This window comes from Microbulbifer sp. MLAF003, assembly GCF_030012965.1.
In the GTDB taxonomy this organism is placed as follows: Bacteria; Pseudomonadota; Gammaproteobacteria; order Pseudomonadales; family Cellvibrionaceae; genus Microbulbifer; species Microbulbifer variabilis.
Genome location: NZ_CP120232.1, coordinates 1,415,823 through 1,436,490, shown reverse-complemented (window position 1 = coordinate 1,436,490; position 20,668 = coordinate 1,415,823). Strand labels below are relative to the sequence as shown.

General features: G+C 52.1%; 20 protein-coding genes and 2 pseudogenes. 11 read left to right on the top strand and 11 right to left on the bottom strand.

Annotated features, from left to right (window positions below):
* Nucleotides 1-78: 78 nt before the first annotated feature.
* From P3339_RS06960 to P3339_RS06945, 4 genes are all read right to left on the bottom strand, one after another.
* Nucleotides 79-1,875 carry a hypothetical protein gene (locus P3339_RS06960; RefSeq protein WP_282952833.1) on the bottom strand — a complete coding sequence of 599 codons (1,797 nt, stop codon included), beginning with the start codon at nucleotides 1,873-1,875 and terminating at the stop codon, nucleotides 79-81.
* A gap of 382 nt (nucleotides 1,876-2,257) precedes the next feature.
* On the bottom strand, nucleotides 2,258-2,635 hold the full coding sequence (locus P3339_RS06955; protein WP_282952832.1) for a hypothetical protein: 378 nt from the start codon (nucleotides 2,633-2,635) through the stop codon (nucleotides 2,258-2,260).
* A 6-nt stretch (nucleotides 2,636-2,641) separates the two neighbouring features.
* Complete coding sequence (locus P3339_RS06950; protein WP_020413538.1) at nucleotides 2,642-3,193, bottom strand: flavodoxin; 552 nt, start codon at nucleotides 3,191-3,193, stop codon at nucleotides 2,642-2,644.
* Nucleotides 3,194-3,410: 217 nt separating this feature from the next.
* On the bottom strand, nucleotides 3,411-3,881 hold the full coding sequence (locus tag P3339_RS06945) for a Spy/CpxP family protein refolding chaperone (protein WP_020413540.1): 471 nt from the start codon (nucleotides 3,879-3,881) through the stop codon (nucleotides 3,411-3,413).
* A gap of 165 nt (nucleotides 3,882-4,046) precedes the next feature.
* Between P3339_RS06945 and P3339_RS06940 the strand changes: the two genes are divergently transcribed.
* The 4 genes from P3339_RS06940 (at nucleotide 4,047) to P3339_RS06925 (ending at nucleotide 6,939) form a co-directional block, all read left to right on the top strand.
* A complete protein-coding gene (locus P3339_RS06940; protein WP_282952831.1) occupies nucleotides 4,047-4,751 on the top strand; it encodes a response regulator transcription factor in 705 nt (234 codons plus the stop codon).
* An 11-nt stretch (nucleotides 4,752-4,762) separates the two neighbouring features.
* Nucleotides 4,763-5,524 carry a HAMP domain-containing protein gene (locus P3339_RS06935; RefSeq protein WP_282952830.1) on the top strand — a complete coding sequence of 254 codons (762 nt, stop codon included), beginning with the start codon at nucleotides 4,763-4,765 and terminating at the stop codon, nucleotides 5,522-5,524.
* Nucleotides 5,525-5,526: 2 nt separating this feature from the next.
* Nucleotides 5,527-6,138, top strand: coding sequence for a sensor histidine kinase (locus P3339_RS06930; RefSeq protein ID WP_282952829.1), 612 nt, complete (start codon nucleotides 5,527-5,529; stop codon nucleotides 6,136-6,138).
* 87 nt (nucleotides 6,139-6,225) lie between these two features.
* Nucleotides 6,226-6,939: an SRPBCC family protein gene (locus P3339_RS06925; protein WP_282952828.1), complete on the top strand. Its 714-nt coding sequence runs from the start codon at nucleotides 6,226-6,228 to the stop codon at nucleotides 6,937-6,939.
* Nucleotides 6,940-7,008: 69 nt separating this feature from the next.
* On the opposite strand, the gene rluB is transcribed toward P3339_RS06925, so the two are convergent.
* The 5 genes and pseudogenes from rluB to P3339_RS06900 all read right to left on the bottom strand — a co-directional run bounded on the left by rluB (nucleotide 7,009) and on the right by P3339_RS06900 (nucleotide 12,050).
* Nucleotides 7,009-7,869, bottom strand: coding sequence for a 23S rRNA pseudouridine(2605) synthase RluB (gene rluB / locus P3339_RS06920; RefSeq protein WP_282952827.1), 861 nt, complete (start codon nucleotides 7,867-7,869; stop codon nucleotides 7,009-7,011).
* Nucleotides 7,866-9,062 (bottom strand): SMC-Scp complex subunit ScpB, encoded by a 1,197-nt coding sequence (scpB, locus tag P3339_RS06915; protein WP_282952826.1) that lies wholly within the window; start codon nucleotides 9,060-9,062, stop codon nucleotides 7,866-7,868. The genes rluB and scpB overlap by 4 nt, the downstream gene beginning before the upstream one ends.
* A 271-nt stretch (nucleotides 9,063-9,333) precedes the next feature.
* Nucleotides 9,334-10,098, bottom strand: a pseudogene (locus P3339_RS06910) (segregation and condensation protein A); the annotation flags it as partial.
* A gap of 183 nt (nucleotides 10,099-10,281) precedes the next feature.
* On the bottom strand, nucleotides 10,282-10,905 hold the full coding sequence (locus P3339_RS06905; protein WP_020413548.1) for an L-threonylcarbamoyladenylate synthase: 624 nt from the start codon (nucleotides 10,903-10,905) through the stop codon (nucleotides 10,282-10,284).
* A 110-nt stretch (nucleotides 10,906-11,015) separates the two neighbouring features.
* Nucleotides 11,016-12,050, bottom strand: coding sequence for a PHP domain-containing protein (locus P3339_RS06900; protein WP_282952825.1), 1,035 nt, complete (start codon nucleotides 12,048-12,050; stop codon nucleotides 11,016-11,018).
* A 132-nt stretch (nucleotides 12,051-12,182) separates the two neighbouring features.
* Here P3339_RS06900 and P3339_RS06895 point away from each other — a divergent pair, with 132 nt between their 5' ends.
* The 7 genes from P3339_RS06895 to P3339_RS06865 all read left to right on the top strand — a co-directional run bounded on the left by P3339_RS06895 (nucleotide 12,183) and on the right by P3339_RS06865 (nucleotide 17,086).
* Entirely contained in the window at nucleotides 12,183-12,902 is a 720-nt protein-coding gene (locus P3339_RS06895) for a VC0807 family protein (RefSeq protein ID WP_020413550.1), read from the top strand.
* A 33-nt stretch (nucleotides 12,903-12,935) separates the two neighbouring features.
* A complete protein-coding gene (locus P3339_RS06890) occupies nucleotides 12,936-13,235 on the top strand; it encodes a YciI family protein (RefSeq protein WP_020413551.1) in 300 nt (99 codons plus the stop codon).
* 24 nt (nucleotides 13,236-13,259) lie between these two features.
* Nucleotides 13,260-13,946: a TIGR04211 family SH3 domain-containing protein gene (locus P3339_RS06885; protein WP_282952824.1), complete on the top strand. Its 687-nt coding sequence runs from the start codon at nucleotides 13,260-13,262 to the stop codon at nucleotides 13,944-13,946.
* A gap of 140 nt (nucleotides 13,947-14,086) precedes the next feature.
* Nucleotides 14,087-14,677: a peptidylprolyl isomerase gene (locus tag P3339_RS06880; RefSeq protein ID WP_157533499.1), complete on the top strand. Its 591-nt coding sequence runs from the start codon at nucleotides 14,087-14,089 to the stop codon at nucleotides 14,675-14,677.
* A 3-nt stretch (nucleotides 14,678-14,680) separates the two neighbouring features.
* Nucleotides 14,681-15,439: a pyridoxine 5'-phosphate synthase gene (locus P3339_RS06875; RefSeq protein WP_020413554.1), complete on the top strand. Its 759-nt coding sequence runs from the start codon at nucleotides 14,681-14,683 to the stop codon at nucleotides 15,437-15,439.
* Nucleotides 15,439-16,308 (top strand): Rossmann-like and DUF2520 domain-containing protein, encoded by an 870-nt coding sequence (locus P3339_RS06870; RefSeq protein ID WP_020413555.1) that lies wholly within the window; start codon nucleotides 15,439-15,441, stop codon nucleotides 16,306-16,308. Before P3339_RS06875 ends, P3339_RS06870 begins: the two co-directional genes overlap by 1 nt.
* A gap of 103 nt (nucleotides 16,309-16,411) precedes the next feature.
* Nucleotides 16,412-17,086 carry a TrmH family RNA methyltransferase gene (locus P3339_RS06865; RefSeq protein WP_282952823.1) on the top strand — a complete coding sequence of 225 codons (675 nt, stop codon included), beginning with the start codon at nucleotides 16,412-16,414 and terminating at the stop codon, nucleotides 17,084-17,086.
* Between the two features lie 396 nt (nucleotides 17,087-17,482).
* Here the strand turns inward: P3339_RS06865 and guaA are convergent.
* Together guaA and guaB are read right to left on the bottom strand one after the other, a co-directional pair.
* Nucleotides 17,483-19,059: pseudogene (gene guaA, locus P3339_RS06860) on the bottom strand (glutamine-hydrolyzing GMP synthase).
* Between the two features lie 87 nt (nucleotides 19,060-19,146).
* Nucleotides 19,147-20,634, bottom strand: coding sequence for an IMP dehydrogenase (guaB, locus tag P3339_RS06855; RefSeq protein WP_020413558.1), 1,488 nt, complete (start codon nucleotides 20,632-20,634; stop codon nucleotides 19,147-19,149).
* Nucleotides 20,635-20,668: the final 34 nt, after the last annotated feature.

The window sequence follows — 20,668 nt, the reverse complement described above, 5'->3', positions numbered from 1 at the left end:
CTCTTGAAACTAAAAGTGTGGGCTAAAAGCCCACACATATCCTCGTAATAGACTTGATACAGGACATAAAAAGATAAATCACAGCTTTCTTTCAGCCACCCCTGAGTCTACAATTCGGTTTCCCTCTGCATAAAGGCGGCATTTCCCAAAGACCTTATAACGCTGCCGAGATTTCTCACAAAGATTAAGTGCAGCATCATTTGCAGCTTCCTGATTAATATTCTCTTCAGAAAAACCTATAACAAAGGCCCCCCTAAAATCTAAGGCCAATGCCAAAGCTTTTTCCCCTGGCATATCCTGGTATTTAATAAGGTTTTCTCCCAAACCTTCTTTCACAGGCTTAGCGGATAAACGAGGGCTGCTAACATTTTCAATCTCCCTGCGCATTGAATCCAGACGACCCTCCCTTTCCAAACTGGAAAGCTGTACCATTAGAGGGCCAACAACCTGAGAAAAATATTCTCTATCACGACTAATATAAAGCTCATGAGCATACCACCATGCTATACCTGTGTGCCTTGGTGCACGCAAATAAGCCTGCTCCAGCATTTCAAAATAACTTTCTCGTGGATACCCTAGTACCTGCATTGCAACTGCAAGTTCATACCAATAAACAGGCACATCATCATGGGAATTAATAAGCTTGATATACTCATCTCGTATATCAGCTACTGCGGTTAAATTAATATTCTCAGCTTTTGACAGCTCTTCGACCAAACCAACACGAGCCTTCGCTTCAAGAAACCATTCCTGCTCGTGGTGATCAACAGGGATGGAGCTCAACCATTCTTTGGCTTGAAGGATATTTCCAGCATGAAGCTCAGCAAGTGCCATTGTAACAATTAGCTCATAGCTGCTATTCCCCTCCTTTTTAGCATACTCAATAAAATCTTTTAATTTAATGACATCCTGCCCCGAAAACGACATAAAACGTGCAATCTCTAGTATCGCTTTATCTTTCCGGAGAGACTTTACCAATGGATTAACTTTAATCCCATTCTCTAGATCTAAAGGTCTATCAACATAACCAAAGCTACCCAACTTAGCCAATTGCAGATACTGAGATTCTAACTCTTCAAATGTCATACCCAACTCTTCCCACAGCGATCGAGCCGAATCTGGGTCTCTATCATACTCAACCAGATATTTATTAAGAGCTTTCCGTCTTTCCACATCAAAAAACAGCCAATGCGTCAACATCCAACCACTGGCATAGAGCTCTGTTCTATCTTTGAGGTTTAAAGACCCTTTTTTCGCATCAAGCAATTTATCTAGAGGCAATAAATTTGAAGCATTGAGGCCGACCACACGACTAGCAGGCATCCTTCCAAGCCTAAATTCCCCATCACTAAAACTAACTGTAGAAAATATTTCTGCAACACCCTCACTATACCAATATGGAAGATTGAAAGAATCACGCCCATAAGACAAAAAGTGAATGTATTCATGAAACAAAGTTTGGCGCGCTGGGTTGTCCGGGTAAAACCTATTACCTGCCAAATTTACAATGGCAAAGCTACCGTAGAATGTATTTTGAAAAGCCCCAATAACACGCCGAGAATCATCCCCACTAAACAACCCTCTAAAACTAAGACTGTCATCAAGTGCGTAGATAGTTAACTTTTGTTGATCCGGCACAAACTTAAGATATTCCCTAGCGACAGGCCTAAGCATCTCAAGATCAATAGCCAATTCCTTTGCTTTCGTGGCATCATCATTCGTTACAATACGAAAATGCTCTGTCTCCACCTCATACCAATCTGAGTTAACCAACTTTTGAGACGAAGTGCATCCCCCGAGAAAAAAAGCAACAAAAAAAAGCACTGTATAAAAAAGTTTAAATAATAAAGAACTGCTATATGTCTTGGCACTCATTTATACCTCCTAAAGACCTTATTCGAGTTAGGCGAAGCCTGAAAGTTACACAATAGACGACTGATAAAGTAGCAACCTCAAGAGATAAGCGCCTCCAATAAGATTGCAGAAACACCCCCACTTTAAACTTGGTACTTTTTGAGAGGAATGAAAAACTGATAAAAGTCTTATTTTTGCCAATGAAGCATATGGATTTTATAGCGAGAAAAATAAGATGGGGCCTTATACTGAACTACTAACCTTTATTGACAAGAATGTCGGTGTCGATTCAATGGAAAACAGCCTGCGGTGAAACAGCAATAAGTTAATAAAGGGCTAATCTTTTTAGTGTCATCTGACTTACCAACTAGTACCCTTAATTCACAACCGAATTACCCACCTTTTAATGGAGGTTTCCTGAAGTATGGGAAGACTCTTCGACTGGACTGACTTCCTCGTCAAAGCCATGTGACAATACAAAATAAAAAATTACCTGCATCTGCCCTTGAAATTCGGTAACCAAATCAAAATTGAATTCCCCTCGTTCACCAGGGTTCACTCGAACAGTGGATACATGCGCAGGTTCGATAAAGAATTCTGCTACGGGGCGCTTTCCTCGGATAACCTGAACGAGCAAGGTGCGGGCATCCTCCTCAGCAAAGCGCCAATAGTAGTCATCATCATCGTAAACTACTGAGTCTGTACTCCCGGCACGAAGGATACAGTTGGGATGTTCGGCCAACCAAGCCCAGAATTCTTTAAAGGGTATTGCCTGATCCATGCAATTTTAATCATCCAACTCAATGATGCTGTCAGCACCACCATCAAGATTGAATTCATCAGCAATTTGTTTGCACCACAGGTTAAGGCGCTGAGCAGTCAACTCTTCCTGTTGATCCTCATCGATAGCGAGGCCCATAAATTTGCCCTCACCTTCGACCTCCGCCTTGGAAGCTTCAAACTCATAGCCTTCAGTAGACCACAAACCGACAATGGTCGCTCCTCGCCCGACAATCACATCGTGCAACATGCCCATAGCGTCGAGGAAGTAATCGCCGTATCCGAACTGGTCGCCCAAACCGTAAAGGGCCACGGTCTTACCGCTAAAGTCGATTTCCTGCACATCTTCCCAGAACTCCTCCCAATCGGACTGAATCTGGCCGAAATCCCAGGTGGGAATACCAAAAATCAGCTGCTCGTAGTTGGCGATATCCAGCTGAGTGACATCGGCAATATCAAACAGATCTACCCTATCCTCACCCAGGCGGGCGCGGATACGCAGGGCTATAGATTCAGTGTTGCCTTCGTCGCTGCCATAAAACAAGCCGATTTTGCTCACAGTCACTCCTCTCTGCCCTAACCGGGCCACACTAGACACCTATTTGCGGGGCGGCGTATTCTCCCAGCAATAGCGGAATGCAGCAAGCTGACTCTGAAAAGCAAAAGCAGGGGAAACAAAAAGGCCCCCTTGAACGGGGGCAAAGGGTTATGAACCTACCGGGCCTCTGGGGAAGGGCGCGCCCGGTGGATCGCACAAGGAGTCTATAGAAGGGTAATCAGGAGTCTGAAGAGCGGCGCTCAAGGCGGCCTTCGCGCCATTTCATTCGGCGCTCTTTGCGCTCAGCTTTTAGCTCTTCAAACTTGGCTTTCTGCTCATCGGTGAGAATCGCCTCAAATTGCTGGCGCATCTGGTAGTGACTCTGCATTTGCTGTACCTTCAGCCGACCCAGTTCGGCACCCAGCTGATCCACTGTAGCCTGGTCAGCACCGGACTCTATCGCAGCATGGATTTGCTTTCGCAGAGCATTCAGCTGTTCACGCTGGGCATTTCTCGCCTCACGGGTACCATCGCGGTTGGCTTTTAGCTGTGCCTTTTGTCCCTCGGTCAGCTGCAACTCACGGGCCATGTGCTCAAAGCCGCGCTTGTGGTGATCCCCACCCCCGCCAGACGCCATCGTCGCTGCGGGGAAAGCTAAAACACCCGCCAGGGCCAAACTGCTTACCGCCAGTTTCCAGTTCTTCATCATTCTGTCCTCTCGTTTGCATTCAGTGATTTCATAGTAAGTGTGGCCTGTGTAAACAGGGGCAAACCGGGGTAAACAATTGTTAAGAACGGTAAAAAGCCCACAGGGCTGCGATAACTAGCGCCAGTGCTTTGCATATAATGGCACCACAGCAACAGAGAGAACGCCATGAGCCGAATCCTCCTGATCGATGACGACACAGAATTGACCGACCTGCTGAGGGAGTTCCTCACCGGCGAAGGCTTTGAAGTAACAGCGGCCAATGATGGCGGCCGGGGGCTTGAGCTGGCACAGAGCCAAAACTTTGACGCCCTGGTACTGGATGTAATGCTTCCAGTACACAACGGTTTTGACGTGCTGCGTAAACTCCGCGAAGAGGCCTCCCCAACGAGTAGATCCCTGCCTGTCATCATGCTCACAGCCAAAGGCGATACCGTGGATCGCATTGTGGGCCTGGAAATGGGGGCCGATGACTACCTGCCCAAACCTTGTAATCCACGTGAGCTGGCCGCGCGCCTGCGCGCTATATTGCGCCGTGGGCGGGTTGAAATAGAAGAAAATGACGACAGCCTTAGCAGCGGTCAGTTGCGACTTTTACCAGCTGAACACCAGGCCTATTGGAGCGAACAGACCCTATCCCTCACTGGTGCTGAATTCTCAGTACTCAAAGTGCTGGTGCAGCACGCCGGGGATGTGGTTGGTAAAGAGGTTCTGACCGAAAGTGCACTGGGGCGCAAGCTTATGCCCTACGATCGCTCAATCGACGTACATGTGAGCAATATCCGTAAGAAGCTCGCCGACAAAGGCGCCAGCCGCGATCTGATTATCAATATTCGCGGCGCTGGCTATATGCTCACCCAGGCCAAGCAGTAGGTAGTATCAAAATGCGCAGCCTCTTCTGGAAAATGTTTTTTGGCGCATGGATCACCGCCATGGTGATGGTGGTTGCCGCCATTTACATTACCCATTTTGGCGAGTTTGGCGACCCACGCCAGGAGGAGCGCTGGGAGGGGCCCGCACTATTTCGAGAAGTCATGCGCAATATGCGTATAGCCCGCCGCCATGGTCCTGAGCAGTTCCAGCACTGGCTGGAGCGAGCGCCTAAGAAAGTCCAACGCCGCGTCTACGCGGTGGACCACCTGGGCAACGATCTGCTTGGGCGCCAGGTTCCTACCGATATGAAGCCTCTGATCAACAGCCTGGATTACCGCAATCGCGAAGCGCACATGTTAGTGGACAATAAACCCACCGTGGGCTTCTTCCTGCCACTACGCACAGGGGACCCTCTACGCATCGCCCTGGTTGCCGGCGATAGCAAGGAAGGCCTTTTGCTGCGCTTCCTATGGCGCAATTTCTGGCCCATGCTGCTGCTTTCAATGATCGCTTCCGGAGTTGCCTGCTACTGGCTGGCCAGCTACTTGAGCCGCCCCCTTGAACAGCTCCGAACCGCCACCAGACGAGTCGCTGCCGGTGAGCTGGACTACAGGGTTGCTCCGAGTTTGCGCACCCGCAACGATGAACTGACTGACCTTGCCCTCGATTTTGACTCAATGACCGCACAACTGCAGGAGTCCATGTCCGAACAGCGCCGCCTGATCAAGGATGTTTCTCATGAGTTGCGCTCCCCCTGGCTCGGCTCCAGGTAGCTTTGGCTATCGCCCGCCAAAAGCAGGTGGCAGGGCTTGACACCGAGCTGGACAAAATCGGCAAGGCTGCGGATTACCTGGAGGATATCATTGCCGATGTATTGTCCCTGCCAGTCAGTAGCCAGGAGCAGCGTCCACTGGATGATGTGGTCGAGTTGAACAGCCTGCTTTCGGCATTGATTGATGATCTGCACATAGAAGCTGAGGAAAAAAGCCTGAGCTTTGATGTGAGCACCACTGGCGAAGAGCTTTTAATCGCTACTCGCGGCAGCTCACTGACCGCAGCACTGGAGAATATTCTGCGTAATGCCATCAAATACAGCCCCTCAGGCGGCCTCGTACGAGTACTGGTAGAGGAGTCCGGAGAATCCTGTAGCATCTCTGTAATCGACTCTGGCTCAGGGGTTGAGGAGGATGAACTGGAGGCTATTTTCCGCCCCTTCTATCGAACGGACAGCGCACGCACCCGGGAGAGTGGTGGCTTTGGCCTGGGTCTGGCTATTGCCCAACGCACTCTGCTGCACCATGGAGGCAGTATCACTGCGCGCAATAGCATTGGTGCCGGCCTGTGTGTCGAGATTCAGCTGCCACTTCTGCATATCACCGACGATTGAACGGCGCAAAAACTGCTATAAACAATCTATCGCCAGCATGGGCTGGCGATCATGACTATTTGACCGCCAATAGCAAAGGACCCTGCTATGCGCTGGATCATCTATATCCTCATATTCCTGGTATTGTTACTGCTCGCCGGATATCTGTTCCCTCGAGAGGTAAGCCTTGAGCGGAGCGTCTATATCGATAAGCCTCCCCAGGCCGTCTTTCCCTACGTCAATAATTTTCGCAAATTCAATAGCTGGTCCCCTTGGCGCAATATAGACCCATCTATGCAATACGATTACAGCGGACCTGAAGAGGGCGTGGGCGCGGAAATGAGTTGGCGTGGCGAGAACTCGAAGGCAGGCAACGGCAGCCAGACTATCACCGCCAGCACGCCAAATTCTATGGTCCGCACCAAACTGGCTTTCGGTGATGGTAGCACTGCGGAGGCGGAGTTTAAGCTCCAACCCGAGGGTGAAGGCACCAAGATAACCTGGGCCTTTATGAGCGATACAGGAGGCGGCCCCAGGGAACGCTGGATGGGCCTGGCTGTGAAAAAAATGGTAGGTGAGTCCTACGAACACGGACTGTCAAAACTTAAGAATTTGTTGGAATCCAGTACTGATGCAATTGAGGGTCCGACGCCCGGCGGAGCAGACCAGGGGAGCAGCAATACTACAGACTCCGTCTCAGATATTCCCTCGGATGTTGATGATGCTATGGGGGGAGGCCCGCAGGGTGTTCAATCGGAAATGCAAAACCAACAGCAGGAGGAAGCTGGGGAAACACCGGAGAATGAACCCCAATCACCATAGACCGCGCTACCAGCCTCATTACTATTTTCAATAAAAAAGCCCGCTAATGGCGGGCTTTTTTATTGGGGCTTACCTGGACTTGTTGCGGCGCTGCGCCTGCACCGGCGACTTGCGTAGCTTTCGGCGCTGGCGCTCAAGAGTCTGTTTTTCTCCCTGTGTGAGCGGTCTCTGACCAAGTTTTGGCAGACCCGCAGTAACACACAGATCATCAATTTCGCGGGGCTCCATCTCAATCCACTGGCCCACACGCACATGGGAGGGGATAAATACACTACCGTAGCGAACTCTTTTGAGGCGGCTCACTCGCACACCCTGAGATTCCCACAAACGCCGCACTTCACGGTTGCGCCCCTCCATTACCACGCAATAGAACCAGCGGTTCCTACCCTCACCGCCGCTCTCGACGATATCAGTAAAGCGCGCAGAGCCATCATCCAGCAATACCCCTTTGACCAAGCGCCTTTTCATCTCATCGTCCACTTCGCCCTGGATTCGTACCAGGTATTCGCGATCGATCACCGAGGAGGGATGCATCAATTTGTTGGCCAGCTCACCACTGTTGGTAAACAATAGGAGTCCACTGGTATTAAAATCCAGGCGCCCCACAGAAATCCAACGGCCCGTCTTCAACCTTGGTAATCGATCGTAAACTGTCGGGCGCCCTTCGGGATCGTGGCGTGAGCAAATCTCACCGACCGGCTTGTTGTACAGAATGACGCGGCAGCGATTCTCCTCGGTCGATGGCAGTCGCTGACCATCAAATTCAATGCGGTCCTGGTCGGTAACCCGCTCACCTAGCTCCGCCACTTTTCCATTGATTGTCACGCGGCCAGCATCGATCGCGCGCTCCATCTCTCGCCGTGAACCAAGGCCACTGCGTGCCAATACTTTCTGCAATTTTTCGCCTGCTGGCGAGGTGCCATCACTCATGGGGTGGTGTTTTCCACTTGCACTACATCCTGGGAATCATCATCGACATCAGCATTTCCTTCGGCCCTATCTTCCAGTCCGACTTCGCTCGCTGTGTCGTTATCACCAAACAGGCTACTAGGCGGCAGGGTCGCCGCTATCGGGGCTGTGCTATGCGCCTCCGCTACCAGTTCAGTCTCTCTATTATCGTCTTGGGGGGCGGCTTCAGTATCACCTGTGTCAACGGCACCCAAATTCTCTAATACCGTTTCTTCCTGCTCCCGCTCAATCTCCATCGCAACCAGCGATGCCGCAGCCTCAACCGCATCATCCCGATCGCCCTCATCTAATTTCTCATCAATTTTCTCTCGCTCCACTGGCGACACAGGCTCAACTTCTTCAGCAGGCTGGTCTTCTGACTGCGCTACAATTTCCTCTACCAGCGCTTCAACCCGCACATCTCCATCAATATCATCAGGCTCGTTATCAATATCGCCCACTGACTCTTCAGCCGCAATATCAACAACTTCTTCTTCAGAACCCTCCTGGACCTCCGACTCTCCACTTTCTGCAGAAACCTCACCGCTGATTTGCGACACCTCAATATCTGCACTATCAGTCTCTGCCGCGGCAATCTCCTCTGGGGACAACCCCTCTGCTTCAAGGATCTTGTTGAGACTCTCTATATCGCGAATCTCAGCCAGGGTTGGCAAATTATCCAGGGAGCTTAGATTAAAGTAATCCAGAAATTCCCGCGTGGTCGCATACAGCGATGGTTTGCCAGGCACATCACGATGGCCAACTACTTTGACCCAACCGCGCTCAAGCAGGGTTTTAACAATCTGCGAACTTACCGCTACACCGCGAATCTCCTCGATATCTCCGCGGGTTACCGGTTGGCGATAGGCGATGATTGCCAGAGTTTCCAAAGTTGCGCGGGAATACCTCTGCGCTTTTTCCTCCCAAAGGCGGTTTACCCAGGGCGCCAAATCTTCAGGCACCTGGAAACGCCAGCCCGTGGCCACCTTCCTGAGTTCAAAGCCGCGCCCAATACAATCCTGCGCTATCTCCTCAAGGATATCTCTCAAGGTTGTATTGGAGGGCTGCTCCTCTTCTTCAAGCAGCGACAATAACTTTTCTTCACTCAGAGGCTGCCCTGCCGCAAGCAGGGCGCCCTCTACAATTCTGCGCAGTAATTCCGGAGCGATTGTCATCTTCTATTTTCTAACTCTGATGCTTTCTCGGCAATTCATCCGGCACGTCCCACTTTTACGCACCAGCTAACTCTTCGCTTGGCTGCCCATTCTGCTCTACTACCGACTGCTCATCCTCAGCAGCCAGTGTGTCAATATCCTCCAGCTCACTCTCAATTGGCAGTAATTCACCACTTGGTGCTTCAGCTGGCTGAGCATCGTCGTCTCCTTCCAAGCTACTTTCAGGACCCGAGAGGTACTCGTCATGACTATCAACACTTCCGGAGCCACTCTGCCCGGCTGCCCGTACATGGATCGGGCCGAAGGCCTCGTTTTGTACCAGTTCCGCCAGGGACTCTTTCACCAACTCCATCACTGCAAGGAAAGTAACCACCACACCAAGGCGCCCCTCCTTCACGGTAAACAGGCTCACAAAAGGCACAAATTGGCCGTGGCGAATCTGATCCAGTACCTGGGTCATACGTTCACGGGTAGAGAGCTTCTCCCGTTCGACCTGGTGGCTCTCAAACATATCCGCACGACGCAATACATCTGCCAGAGCAACCAATACCTCTTTGAGATCTACATCCGGGTCGGGTCGGGTGATACTGCGATCGGGGCCTTCAGCGCTGGCTTGGTGAATATCTCGCCCCATACGTGGAATCTCGTCGAGATCCTCCGCCGCAGTCTTAAAACGCTCATATTCCTGCAAGCGGCGGATCAATGCGGCCCGAGGGTCTTCACCCTCCTCTTCCTCAGCTTCCGGCGGGCGCGGCAGTAACATTCTCGACTTGATCTCTGCGAGCATGGCTGCCATCACCAGGTACTCGGCTGCAAGCTCAAAACGTATCGACGTCATCATTTCCACGTAGGCCATATACTGGCGGGTGATGTCTGATACATTAATTTCAAGAATATCCAGGTTCTGGCGACGAATCAGGTATAGAAGCAGATCCAGGGGCCCCTCAAAGGCCTCCAAAATCACTTCCAAAGCATCTGGCGGAATAAACAGGTCTGGTGGCAGGTCAGTAAAAGCCTCGCCTAATACCAGTGCCACAGGCGCATCTTCCGAATGACCTGGCGTATCTACACTCTCAGGGGGAGCTTCGGTAGAGTCGCCTTCACTCGCCGCGACCTCGGCAAGCACCTGCTCCTCCACCTCGGCTAGTAATTCTTCACTGGACACCCTGCCCCACCCTCGAAAGCGCAAACGCGCGATTATACACTAGCGTGACGCTATTCAGCCCAGAATTTCATCAGCCGTTCCGCAACCCTGGCGAATCAGCTCCGGCTCTTCGCCGGTAAGGTCTACAACAGTGGTTGGCTCCATACCACAGAACCCCCCATCAATCACCAGCTCGACCTGATGCTCAAGGGTATCGCGAATATCGTAGGGGTCGGTCAGGGGCTGCTCATCACCTGGCATGATCAGGCTGCAACTCATCAGGGGCTCACCCACTGTTTCAATCAGGGCGAGAGTTATTGCATTGTCGGGTACACGGATACCAATAGTCTTACGCTTCGGGTGAATAAGACGACGTGGCACTTCTGCAGTAGCCGGCATAATAAATGTATAGGGGCCAGGTGTATGATTCTTGAGTAGGCGGAACATCTGATTATCTACCTTGGCATAGGTAGCCAGCTCCGATAGATCCCGACACATTAGAGTGAAATTATGCTGTTTATCCAGCTGTCTCAATGCGCGAATGCGCTCAACGGCCAACTTTTCTCCAAGGCGGCAGCCAATGGCATAGGCAGAATCTGTGGGGTAGACGATAACCCCTCCTGCATTCACGATATCAGCAGCCTGAGAAATCAGGCGCCCTTGAGGATTATCCGGATGAATCTGAAAAAACTGCGCCACAAAAGCCCCCAAGCCTTTAATGAATTGAAACCTCTTTGCAGACCTTGACTGACCCGCAAGGGATCTCGGTTCAACAGCATCTACAAAACATACGTAAAAAGTACGCTTGGCTAGGCTGTCATGGCATGACCGGGTCGATCCCGGTGCAGAGTGTGCCACAGATTCCATACCGGCTCGACGTCTTCTGGTAGACGCACGCAACCCAATTCCCGCCAGGGCTGGTCTGGCTGGTGAAAATCACTTCCCAGGGAACAGCGCAATTGCGGACCGTTAAGTTCAGTTGTGACCGAAGACATAAGACTCCGCAATTCCTTAGTCTGGGTAGGATTTTGGCGGCCGCACAGCAACTCTATCGCATCGCCCCCGCAGCGCGAAAACTCGCCAAGTAACCGGACCAACTGGGTGCGGGTAAACCCATACTTAAGTGGGTGTGCCAATACAGCACTGCCACCAGCCGCATGAATTGTCTCTATGGTCTCCACCATTTGGGGCCACTCGACCTTCACATCACCTACCTTACCTGCGCCTAAATAACGCTTAAAAGCCCGCGCTGTATCCTCTACATGACCCGCTTCTACTAACCATCGGGCGAAATGCGGTCTGCCCAATACAGATTCCCCTGCAACAGCACGCCCACCCTCTAGAGCACCGATGAAGCCGCGCTTGTGCAGTCGCTCAGCAATACGCTCGGCACGCTCCAGGCGAAGCCCTTCGCGCAAGCTTATGGCATTACGCAGCTCCTGCGACGTCAGATCAACATTGAGACCAACAATGTGAATCGAGCGACGCCCCCAAAGGCTGGAGAATTCAATCCCTGCCAGCACAGTGATGCCCAATTGGTCACCAGCTTCCTGTGCCTGTGCTACTCCATCCACTGTATCGTGGTCCGTGAGTGCCATCAGTGTCACACCTTGGCATTTCGCCCTCGACACCAGCTGTGCAGGACTTAAAATACCGTCAGAAGCGGTACTGTGACAGTGCAGATCGACAAGATCGGTATTCAGATCAGCAGACAGGGCTCTCAATAGTGGGCTCTCACTCAGTTTGGCGACAGTGATCGTCGCAGTATCCATTATTTTGGAACAATTACCCGGCAATGCTGTCACAGCGGCACCCGGCGTTTTCAGGGATAAGGCCCGGACCAATGGTCAGCCTATGTGACCTCGGGGCCGGAGTCTGACAGCAGTATTGTCAGTGGGGAAGAAATTGTTTTGGAGGGACTATAGAGATATCGCCTCCAGACTGATTTCCTGCGGGCATTATCACCGGAATAGAGTATGACCGAAACGAATTCGACCACAACATCTCCCGAGAAACCTAAAAAGGAAGGGTTTCTCAGCAATATCACCTTCAATGTCATCATTCCGACATTGATACTGACCAAACTTTCCGGGGATGACTGGTTGGGCCCAACTTGGGCGTTAATCGTGGCCCTGGCCTTCCCGCTGGGATACGGTCTTCGCGACCTGCTGCGCCTGGGCAAGGTCAACTTCTTCTCGGCCCTCGGGTTTATAGGCATCCTTCTCACCGGCGGTATCAGCTTGCTAAAGCTGGACCCGCAATACATCGCGATCAAGGAAGCCGCGATCCCCGGCCTGCTGGGTGTTGCAACGGCTCTATCCGTTTATACCCGCTGGCCCCTGGTCAAAACCCTCCTCTACAACGATCAAATTCTGAATACGGCAAAAATTGCCCAGTCATTACAGGCAAATGGCAACCAGCCGGCCTTTGAGCGCACTTTGCGCCAGACCTCATGGATTGTTGCCGGGTCATTCTTTTTCTCCTCGGCGCTGAACTACATTCTCGCCAAAATGATCGTCACCAGCCCACCCGGCACCGAAGCCTACAACACCGAGCTGGGTGAAATGACGGCATATGGATATCTGGTTATTGCAATCCCATCAACCCTGATCTTAATGGGTGCCCTCTTTTTCCTTTTCTCCCGCATCGGCAAGCTGACCGGGTTGAAACTGGAAGAAGTGATGGTCGCGCAATAGCACTTTAAAGAACTAACAAGAGCATTAAATACAATGTGGTACGCAATCATCAGTGAAGATGTTAGCGATAGTCTCCCTTTGCGCAAAAAAGCGCGCGCTGATCACCTGGCTAGACTCGGCCGCCTGAAAGATGAAGGCCGCCTGCTCGCCGCCGGCCCCCATCCATCCATAGACAGTGAAGAGCCAGGTGAATCAGGCTTCAGTGGCAGCCTTGTTATTGCAGAGTTTCCCTCGCTGGAGGATGCAAAAGCCTGGGCTGACAGAGACCCCTATATCGAAGCAGGGGTCTACGCATCAATAACTGTCAAACCCTTCAAGTTAGTGCTGCCCTGATAACAACATAAAAATAGAAGCTGTATGATCATGAGAAAACTAATGTCGGGCCTGCTTGCTGCGGCACTATTAAATGTGGTTCCAGCCTTAGTAAGCGCTGAAACCCGCTATATCACCGACCAACTTCACGTACCCATGCGCTCCGGCAAGGGTAACGGGTTTCGCATTCTCCACCGGGGGCTGCCAAGTGGCACCGAGCTTACAGTCCTGGAGGACGCTGCATCTGAAGGCTGGACACGAGTGCGGACACCGGGCGGCACTGAAGGCTGGGTCAGGCGCCAATACCTGGTATCCGAACCGGTAGCAAAGCTCAAACTGGCCAGTGCCGAAGCCAACCTGGCCCGCTTTGAAAAGATGGAGGGAAATCTCGGTGGCGAGGTCCGCCGCCTGGAAGAGGAGAACAGCCAGTTGAATAGTTCCCTGAGCGCGGCCCAGCAACAGACACAAAACCTTACTACTGAACTTAAAGCACTCAAGACCCTGTCCTCGGACGCTATATCCCTCAATGAGCGTCACCAGAAACTTCTGCACCAGCACGAGCTACTCAAGCAGGAAAAAATTATGGCAGAGGCCGAGATCCAACGTCTTTCCGGCAGTGAATCCCAGAGATGGTATTTGTTTGGTGCCTTATCTGTGGCAGTCGGTGCCATACTCGCAATGATTGCCCCCCGCGTTCGCCCCCGCAAACGCCACTCCGAGTGGGCCAACTGATCTCACTTCCGGGCAAAGAAATCGCATACTATTAAGAGCTGGGGTTGCGGCATTTGCCGCCCCCGCAGCCCTTCATCCAGCATTGGACCGGGCGCGCTGTTAAATCAGATCCCTAAAACAACCCCAAAAGGACAAGGATGATGCGTAAACTTTTTGTGTGTTTTCTCTGTGCTCTCTTTGCGCTTCCCGCACTGGCCAAAAATCCCCAGGTTGAACTGAAAACTGACCTGGGCGTAATCCGGGTTGAGCTGTTCGCTAAAGAGGCTCCGGCCACAGTGGAGAATTTTCTCGCCTATACCGATAGCGGGTTTTATAACGGGATTATCTTTCATCGGGTCGTGCCCGGTTTTGTAGTACAGGCTGGCGGCTTCACTTTTGATTTCCAAAGGAAAGAAACCCGCGACGCAATTGTCAACGAATCCACCAATGGCTTACAGAATCTGCGTGGCACCCTGTCGATGGCGAGGACTAACGATCCAGATAGTGCAACCTCACAATTTTTTATCAACCTGGTGGACAACACCAGGCTCGATGCAAAAGAAGACCAGGCAGGCTATGCCGTATTTGGCAAGGTGATCGAAGGCATGGATGTAGTAGAAAAAATTGTGCGGGAGCCTCGTGGCCTATATCGAAAGCACCCGAGTGCACCCAACGTGCCTATCCGTATCCTCGACGCAAAAAGAATCGATGTCGGCGATAAAACTATCGCCAACAACACTAAGGGAGAATAAGCAGTGATAGCTCTCAGCGTAAATCTCAACAAAATTGCCCTCATCCGCAATTCCCGCGAGGGCAACTTTCCCGACGTTGTCGCCCACGGCAGGATCTGCCTAGATGCTGGCGCACAGGGAATTACTGTGCATCCGCGTCCGGATCAGCGCCATATCCGCCCTGGCGATGTACGCGAACTTGCAACTCTGTGCAGGGAACGACAGGGCATAGAGTTCAATGTTGAGGGCAACCCCTTCGCTACACATTTAGCGGACTATCCAGGCCTGGTGGAATTGGCACTGGAAACCAAGCCCGATCAGTGCACCCTGGTACCAGACAGCAATGACCAACTGACTTCAGACCACGGTTTCAATCTCAAGCTCGACGGCCCGCGCCTAGTGCCACAGATTGCGAAATTGAAGGGGGCAGGAATCCGCGTCAGTTTGTTTATGGACCCTGACCTGGAACAGATCAGCCTGGCCAGAGATATTGGCGCTGATCGTATTGAGCTTTATACCGGTCCTTACGCGGAAGCTGTTGCCAAACAGAGCCCGGATTTGGATAGCATTTTTGCCACCCACTGCGCCGCTGCCGAACACGCACGTCAGCTGGGCCTCGGTGTTAATGCAGGCCACGACCTCAATCTCGTTAACTTGCACCGCTATCGTACCCTGCCGGGGCTACAGGAAGTCTCCATCGGCCACGCTCTCACGGTGGATGCCATAAGCATGGGGCTTGAGAATGCCGTAAAAGCCTACCTCGATTGCCTCGCCGGAAACTGATGCAGACACTTAACATTATTGGTGCTGGCCGCCTGGGGAAAACCCTCGGGCGCCTGTGGCAGCAAAAAGGACTGTTCCAACTTAAGTCCATCTTCAATCGCAGCTACGACAGTGCACTGGCAGCGGTTGAATTTATCGGTGCAGGCCAGGCTGCCGAGTCTATAGAATCCATGGCCGAAGCCGACTGCTGGCTGATTTCCTGCTCTGACGGTGACATTGCTGTGATTGCCCAGCGCCTCTCCGATAAACTTGCAGAGCGCAACGACGTTATCGCATTTCATTGCAGCGGAGCACTCAGCTCGCAGGTTCTCGAAGTTCTGCGCCCCGCCTCTATCGCCAGTGCCCATCCGGTTCACAGTTTCGCCGAGCCCCTGCACTCCCTGGATACCCTCCCCGGCAGCAGTGTCGCACTGGAGGGAGACAGTCTTGCTGTCAGTGCTCTGGAAAATGCTTTCACCGCCCTCGGTTGCGAAATCCTTACCATTGAGGCTCAACACAAGTCCCTGTATCACGCTGGTTCAGTAATTGCCTGCAACTATCTCACCGCTCTGATTGACCTGAGTCTACGCAGCTTTGCCGCGGCGGGTATCGAGCGCAACAGCGCCCTCAAACTGCTTGAACCTATTGTCCTGCAGACCGCACAGAACAATATGTCCCTGGGCCCCGAAAAGTCCCTCACAGGTCCTATTGCCCGAGGTGACCTGGAGACAGTTGCCACTCAAGTGGAGAATCTTGCCTCTGTGGATCCACAATTGGCACTTCACTATCGCCAACTGGGACTCGCCTGTGTAGAGTTGGCGCGGCGCGGCCAGCTATCGGATGAGAGCGCGGCCAGTTTGATCGAATTATTGAGTGAGCCAATGCGGTGAAAGACTCCTCTGAGTACCTGAAAAAAGAGCCTTCTACGACAGTCTTCTAACCATTTATGGGCGCAAGCCGGTTCTCGAAGCCCTGGAAGATCCCAGCCTACCGGTGCATAAACTACACCTGGCAAGCAGCAACCGGCGCGATCAACTAATCAGTCGTATGGAGGCGCTGGCCGAGGAGCGCCAGGTGGAAATTGTCCATTGGGACCGCAAGGGACTCTCACGAATCTCGAAGAATTCTCGCCAGGACCAGGGAGTGGCACTTGACCTGGCCCTCCCCCACTACAGCACCTGCGAAGGATTTCTTCAGCAGCGTCAAGGCGACAACAATAAAAAGCCCTACGAGCTGTTGGCACTCGATGGTATTACCAATCCACAGAACCTGGGCATGATTATTCGTTCCGCCTGTGCAGGCGGCATAGATGGCATAATCCTACCGCGCAAAGGCTGCGCACAGATTGACCCACTGGTGATCAAGGCCAGTACTGGCACCCTGTTTAAAACTCGCATTTTGCGCTGTGAAACACTGGCGAACACACTGGGAGAATTCCGCAAGGCGGGAGCCCGTGTCTGCGGCCTCTCCTCTCACGCGCAATTGACCCTGGCAGAGGTTACAGGTGAAGTCCCCACCATTTTTGTTCTCGGCAATGAAACACGCGGTGTCAGCGAGGCCGTATCGAAACAGTGTAATGAATTACTCCGCATCCCCATGCACAATGATGTCGAAAGCCTGAATGTAGCGGTTACCGCCGCCCTAATTAGCTTCCGCCACCAACTCTGAAGCTTCCCTGGGGGTTAAACAACTCCCGCTAAACTCTTTAACCCCCAATAAGCTCCCGTATTTGGGCACCTCTCCACGACAGCAGCTGCACTTTATCCACTAGCTACCTCTACTCACAGATTCTGTGGATATCTCTGTGATTAACTCTCAAGCGATCGGCGCAAAGGCCCATGGTTACGTCATTGTGACAATCTGAAGAAAAAATAACCAAAGCTGGAAACGTTCAAAAAATCAACGAGTTACGAATGAAAGTAAATCCTGCTTAAAAGATCCCCTAAGTAAATGACCGAAATAACAGGAAGAGACACGGCTGTGGAAAGTGGCACGCTTGGCGGGAAAAAAGTGGTGCAGGGGTGCCAAACACCCCTGCAAGCGGCGGGGAAGTAATTACTTATTTTATTCCCATTCAATAGTCGCTGGCGGCTTACTGGACACGTCGTAGGCTACGCGCGAGATATGCTCTATCTCATTGATAATGCGATTGGAAACCTTCTCAATCAGTTCGTAGGGCAAATGCGCCCAGCGCGCGGTCATAAAGTCCACGGTTTCCACTGCGCGAAGTGCCACCACATATTCGTAGCGACGACCATCCCCCACGACACCGACAGACTTCACCGGCAGGAATACCACAAACGCCTGGCTGGTTTTATGGTACCAATCGGCCTTGTGTAGCTCCTCGATAAAGATCGCATCTGCTTCGCGCAGGATATCAGCGTACTCCTTTTTACTTCGCCAAGAATACGTACTCCCAAACCCGGTCCCGGGAAGGGATGGCGGTAGACCATATCGTAGGGCAGACCCAGCTCCAGGCCGATTTTGCGCACCTCATCCTTAAACAATTCGCGCAGAGGTTCTACCAGATCAAACTGCATATCTTCCGGCAGGCCACCCACATTGTGGTGAGACTTAATCACATGGGCTTTGCCCGTTTTGGCTGCGGCGGATTCAATCACATCCGGATAAATAGTACCCTGGGCCAGGAACTTCACATCCTGCAATTTGGAAGCTTCTCGATCGAAAATCTCGATAAAGGTATTACCGATAATTTTGCGCTTGGCTTCAGGCTCATCCACACCTGCCAGACGTGAGAGGAAATCCTCTTCCGCATCGGCTCGAACAACCCGTACGCCCATATTGTCGGCGAACATTTGCATCACCTGATCGCCCTCATTTTTGCGCAACAGGCCGTTGTCCACAAAAACACAGGTCAGCTGATCACCAATCGCCTTGTGCAGCAGTGCCGCCACAACAGAACTGTCGACACCCCCTGAAAGACCCAGTAATACCTTGCCATCGCCCACTTGTTCTCGCACTTTGGCGATGGAGTCCTCGATGATATTGGCCGGGGTCCAGAGCTTTTCACAACCGCAGATGTCGATAACAAAGTGTTCATAGATACGCATTCCCTGAAGGGTATGGGTCACTTCCGGGTGGAACTGCACACCAAAGAAGTTCTTTTCGGCGGAGTACATGCCGGCGATGGGGCAGGAATCGGTGGAAGCCAGAAGTTCAAAGCCTTCTGGCATCTGCACAACTTTATCGCCGTGGCTCATCCATACATCCAGCAGTGCCTCACCTTCATCGTTGAGATGATCTCTGATATCGCGCAGCAGATTCGAAGTGCCCTCTACTTTTACCTGGGCATAGCCAAACTCACGGACATCACTGCCCTGCACTGCGCCGCCCAGCTGGTGTGCCATGGTCTGCATGCCATAGCAAATCCCCAGTACCGGCACTCCCAAGCTGTAAACCACTTCTGGCGCGCGGGGAGAGCCCTCTTCCGGTACAGACTCGGGCCCACCGGCCAGGATAATACCTTTCGGGTTATATTCGCGGATCTCTTCTTCGCTCATGTCGAAGGCGCGAATTTCGGAAAAAACACCCAGCTCGCGCACACGGCGGGCGATCAACTGGGTGTACTGGGACCCAAAGTCGAGGATCAGAATTCGGCTGGAGTGGATATCTTGGCTCATGATTGACTCATTAACAGAATAAATAACGGCAAACGGACCTGAAAGGTCCGTTTGCGGCTTGGTACTGAAAGTTGTTCACCGGGAGGCTTAGCGTCCACCCACCGGGTAGTTGGGCGCTTCTTTGGTAATCTGTACATCATGCACATGGGACTCACCCATGCCGGCGGCAGTTACTCGCACAAACTCCGGACGGGTGCGCATGGTTTCAATATCCACACTACCTGTATAACCCATAGCTGAGCGCAGGCCGCCCAGCATCTGGTGCACTATGGCAGACAGAGGACCTTTGTAGGGGACGCGCCCTTCGATACCTTCCGGAACCAGTTTCTCTGCGCCCTTGCTGGCATCTTGGAAATAGCGGTCAGAAGATCCCTGGGTGCGCGCCATAGCGCCGAGAGAGCCCATGCCCCGATAGGATTTATAAGTACGTCCTTGATACAGTTCTACCTCACCCGGCGCCTCTTCGGTACCGGCAAACATGGAGCCCATCATTACAGAGGAAGCACCAGCGACAATCGCTTTGGAAATATCACCGGAGTAGCGGATACCGCCATCGGCAATCATAGGCACGCCTGTCCCTTTAAGTGCAGTGGAAACCTCGGCAATTGCCGTTACCTGGGGCACACCGATACCAGTCACGATTCGAGTGGTGCAAATAGAACCGGGCCCAATACCTACCTTCACTGCGTCCGCACCAGCTTCAACCAATGCACGAGCGGCTTCCCCTGTCGCAATATTGCCGCCGATGACATCCACTTGGGGGTGCATTTCTTTGATACGGCGTACACGATCAATCACGTTGAGGGAGTGGCCGTGGGCAGTATCGACTACCAACACATCCACACCAGCCTCTACAAGAGCTGCCACACGGTCATCAGTATCAGGGCTTGTACCGACAGATGCGCCGACACGTAGGCGACCATCGGAGTCCTTGCAGGAATTCGGATACTGCTCGGCCTTATTAAAGTCTTTAACGGTAATCAGACCACGCAACTCAAAGTCATCGTTCACAACGAGTACTTTCTCGATGCGGTGCTTGTGCAGCAATTCGCGCACATGATCTGAAGAGGCATCTTCGTGAGCAGTTACCAGACGCTCTTTCGGAGTCATCACACTGGCGACGCTAACATCCAGATCGGTAAGAAAGCGTACATCGCGGCTGGTTACGATACCAACCAGATTGCCTTTATCCATTACCGGAACACCGGAAATATTATGGTGGCTTGTCAGTGCGATCAGCTCGCGTACAGTGGCATCAGACTCAATAGTAATAGGATCTTTTACCACACCAGCTTCGAATTTTTTTACGGCTCGAACCGCAAGAGCCTGCTCTTCAATAGACATGCTCTTGTGGATAATACCAATACCACCTTCCTGAGCCAGGGCAATAGCCAGGCGTGCTTCCGTCACCGTATCCATAGCGGCGGATACAATGGGAATATTCAGGGTGATATTGCGGGAAAGCTGGGTTTTCAGGCTGACATCCTTGGCGGTAACCTCGGAAAAACCGGGCACAAGTAGGACGTCGTCAAAAGTGAGGGCTTCGCGCGCGATGCGCAGATTGGATTCAGACATTGTTGACACTCAAACCTCGAATAGGCGGGATTGG

Coding starts and splice junctions, on each gene's coding strand:
- P3339_RS06880 (WP_157533499.1), top strand. CDS start 14,087: ATGCGTAAACTTTTTGTGTGTTTTCTCTGTGCTCTCTTTGCGCTTCCC.
- P3339_RS06890 (WP_020413551.1), top strand. CDS start 12,936: ATGTGGTACGCAATCATCAGTGAAGATGTTAGCGATAGTCTCCCTTTG.
- P3339_RS06870 (WP_020413555.1), top strand. CDS start 15,439: ATGCAGACACTTAACATTATTGGTGCTGGCCGCCTGGGGAAAACCCTC.
- P3339_RS06940 (WP_282952831.1), top strand. CDS start 4,047: ATGAGCCGAATCCTCCTGATCGATGACGACACAGAATTGACCGACCTG.
- scpB (WP_282952826.1), bottom strand. CDS start 9,062: ATGACAATCGCTCCGGAATTACTGCGCAGAATTGTAGAGGGCGCCCTG.
- P3339_RS06960 (WP_282952833.1), bottom strand. CDS start 1,875: ATGAGTGCCAAGACATATAGCAGTTCTTTATTATTTAAACTTTTTTAT.
- guaB (WP_020413558.1), bottom strand. CDS start 20,634: ATGTCTGAATCCAATCTGCGCATCGCGCGCGAAGCCCTCACTTTTGAC.
- P3339_RS06955 (WP_282952832.1), bottom strand. CDS start 2,635: ATGGATCAGGCAATACCCTTTAAAGAATTCTGGGCTTGGTTGGCCGAA.
- P3339_RS06935 (WP_282952830.1), top strand. CDS start 4,763: ATGCGCAGCCTCTTCTGGAAAATGTTTTTTGGCGCATGGATCACCGCC.
- P3339_RS06895 (WP_020413550.1), top strand. CDS start 12,183: ATGACCGAAACGAATTCGACCACAACATCTCCCGAGAAACCTAAAAAG.
- P3339_RS06885 (WP_282952824.1), top strand. CDS start 13,260: ATGATCATGAGAAAACTAATGTCGGGCCTGCTTGCTGCGGCACTATTA.
- rluB (WP_282952827.1), bottom strand. CDS start 7,869: ATGAGTGATGGCACCTCGCCAGCAGGCGAAAAATTGCAGAAAGTATTG.
- P3339_RS06945 (WP_020413540.1), bottom strand. CDS start 3,881: ATGATGAAGAACTGGAAACTGGCGGTAAGCAGTTTGGCCCTGGCGGGT.
- P3339_RS06925 (WP_282952828.1), top strand. CDS start 6,226: ATGCGCTGGATCATCTATATCCTCATATTCCTGGTATTGTTACTGCTC.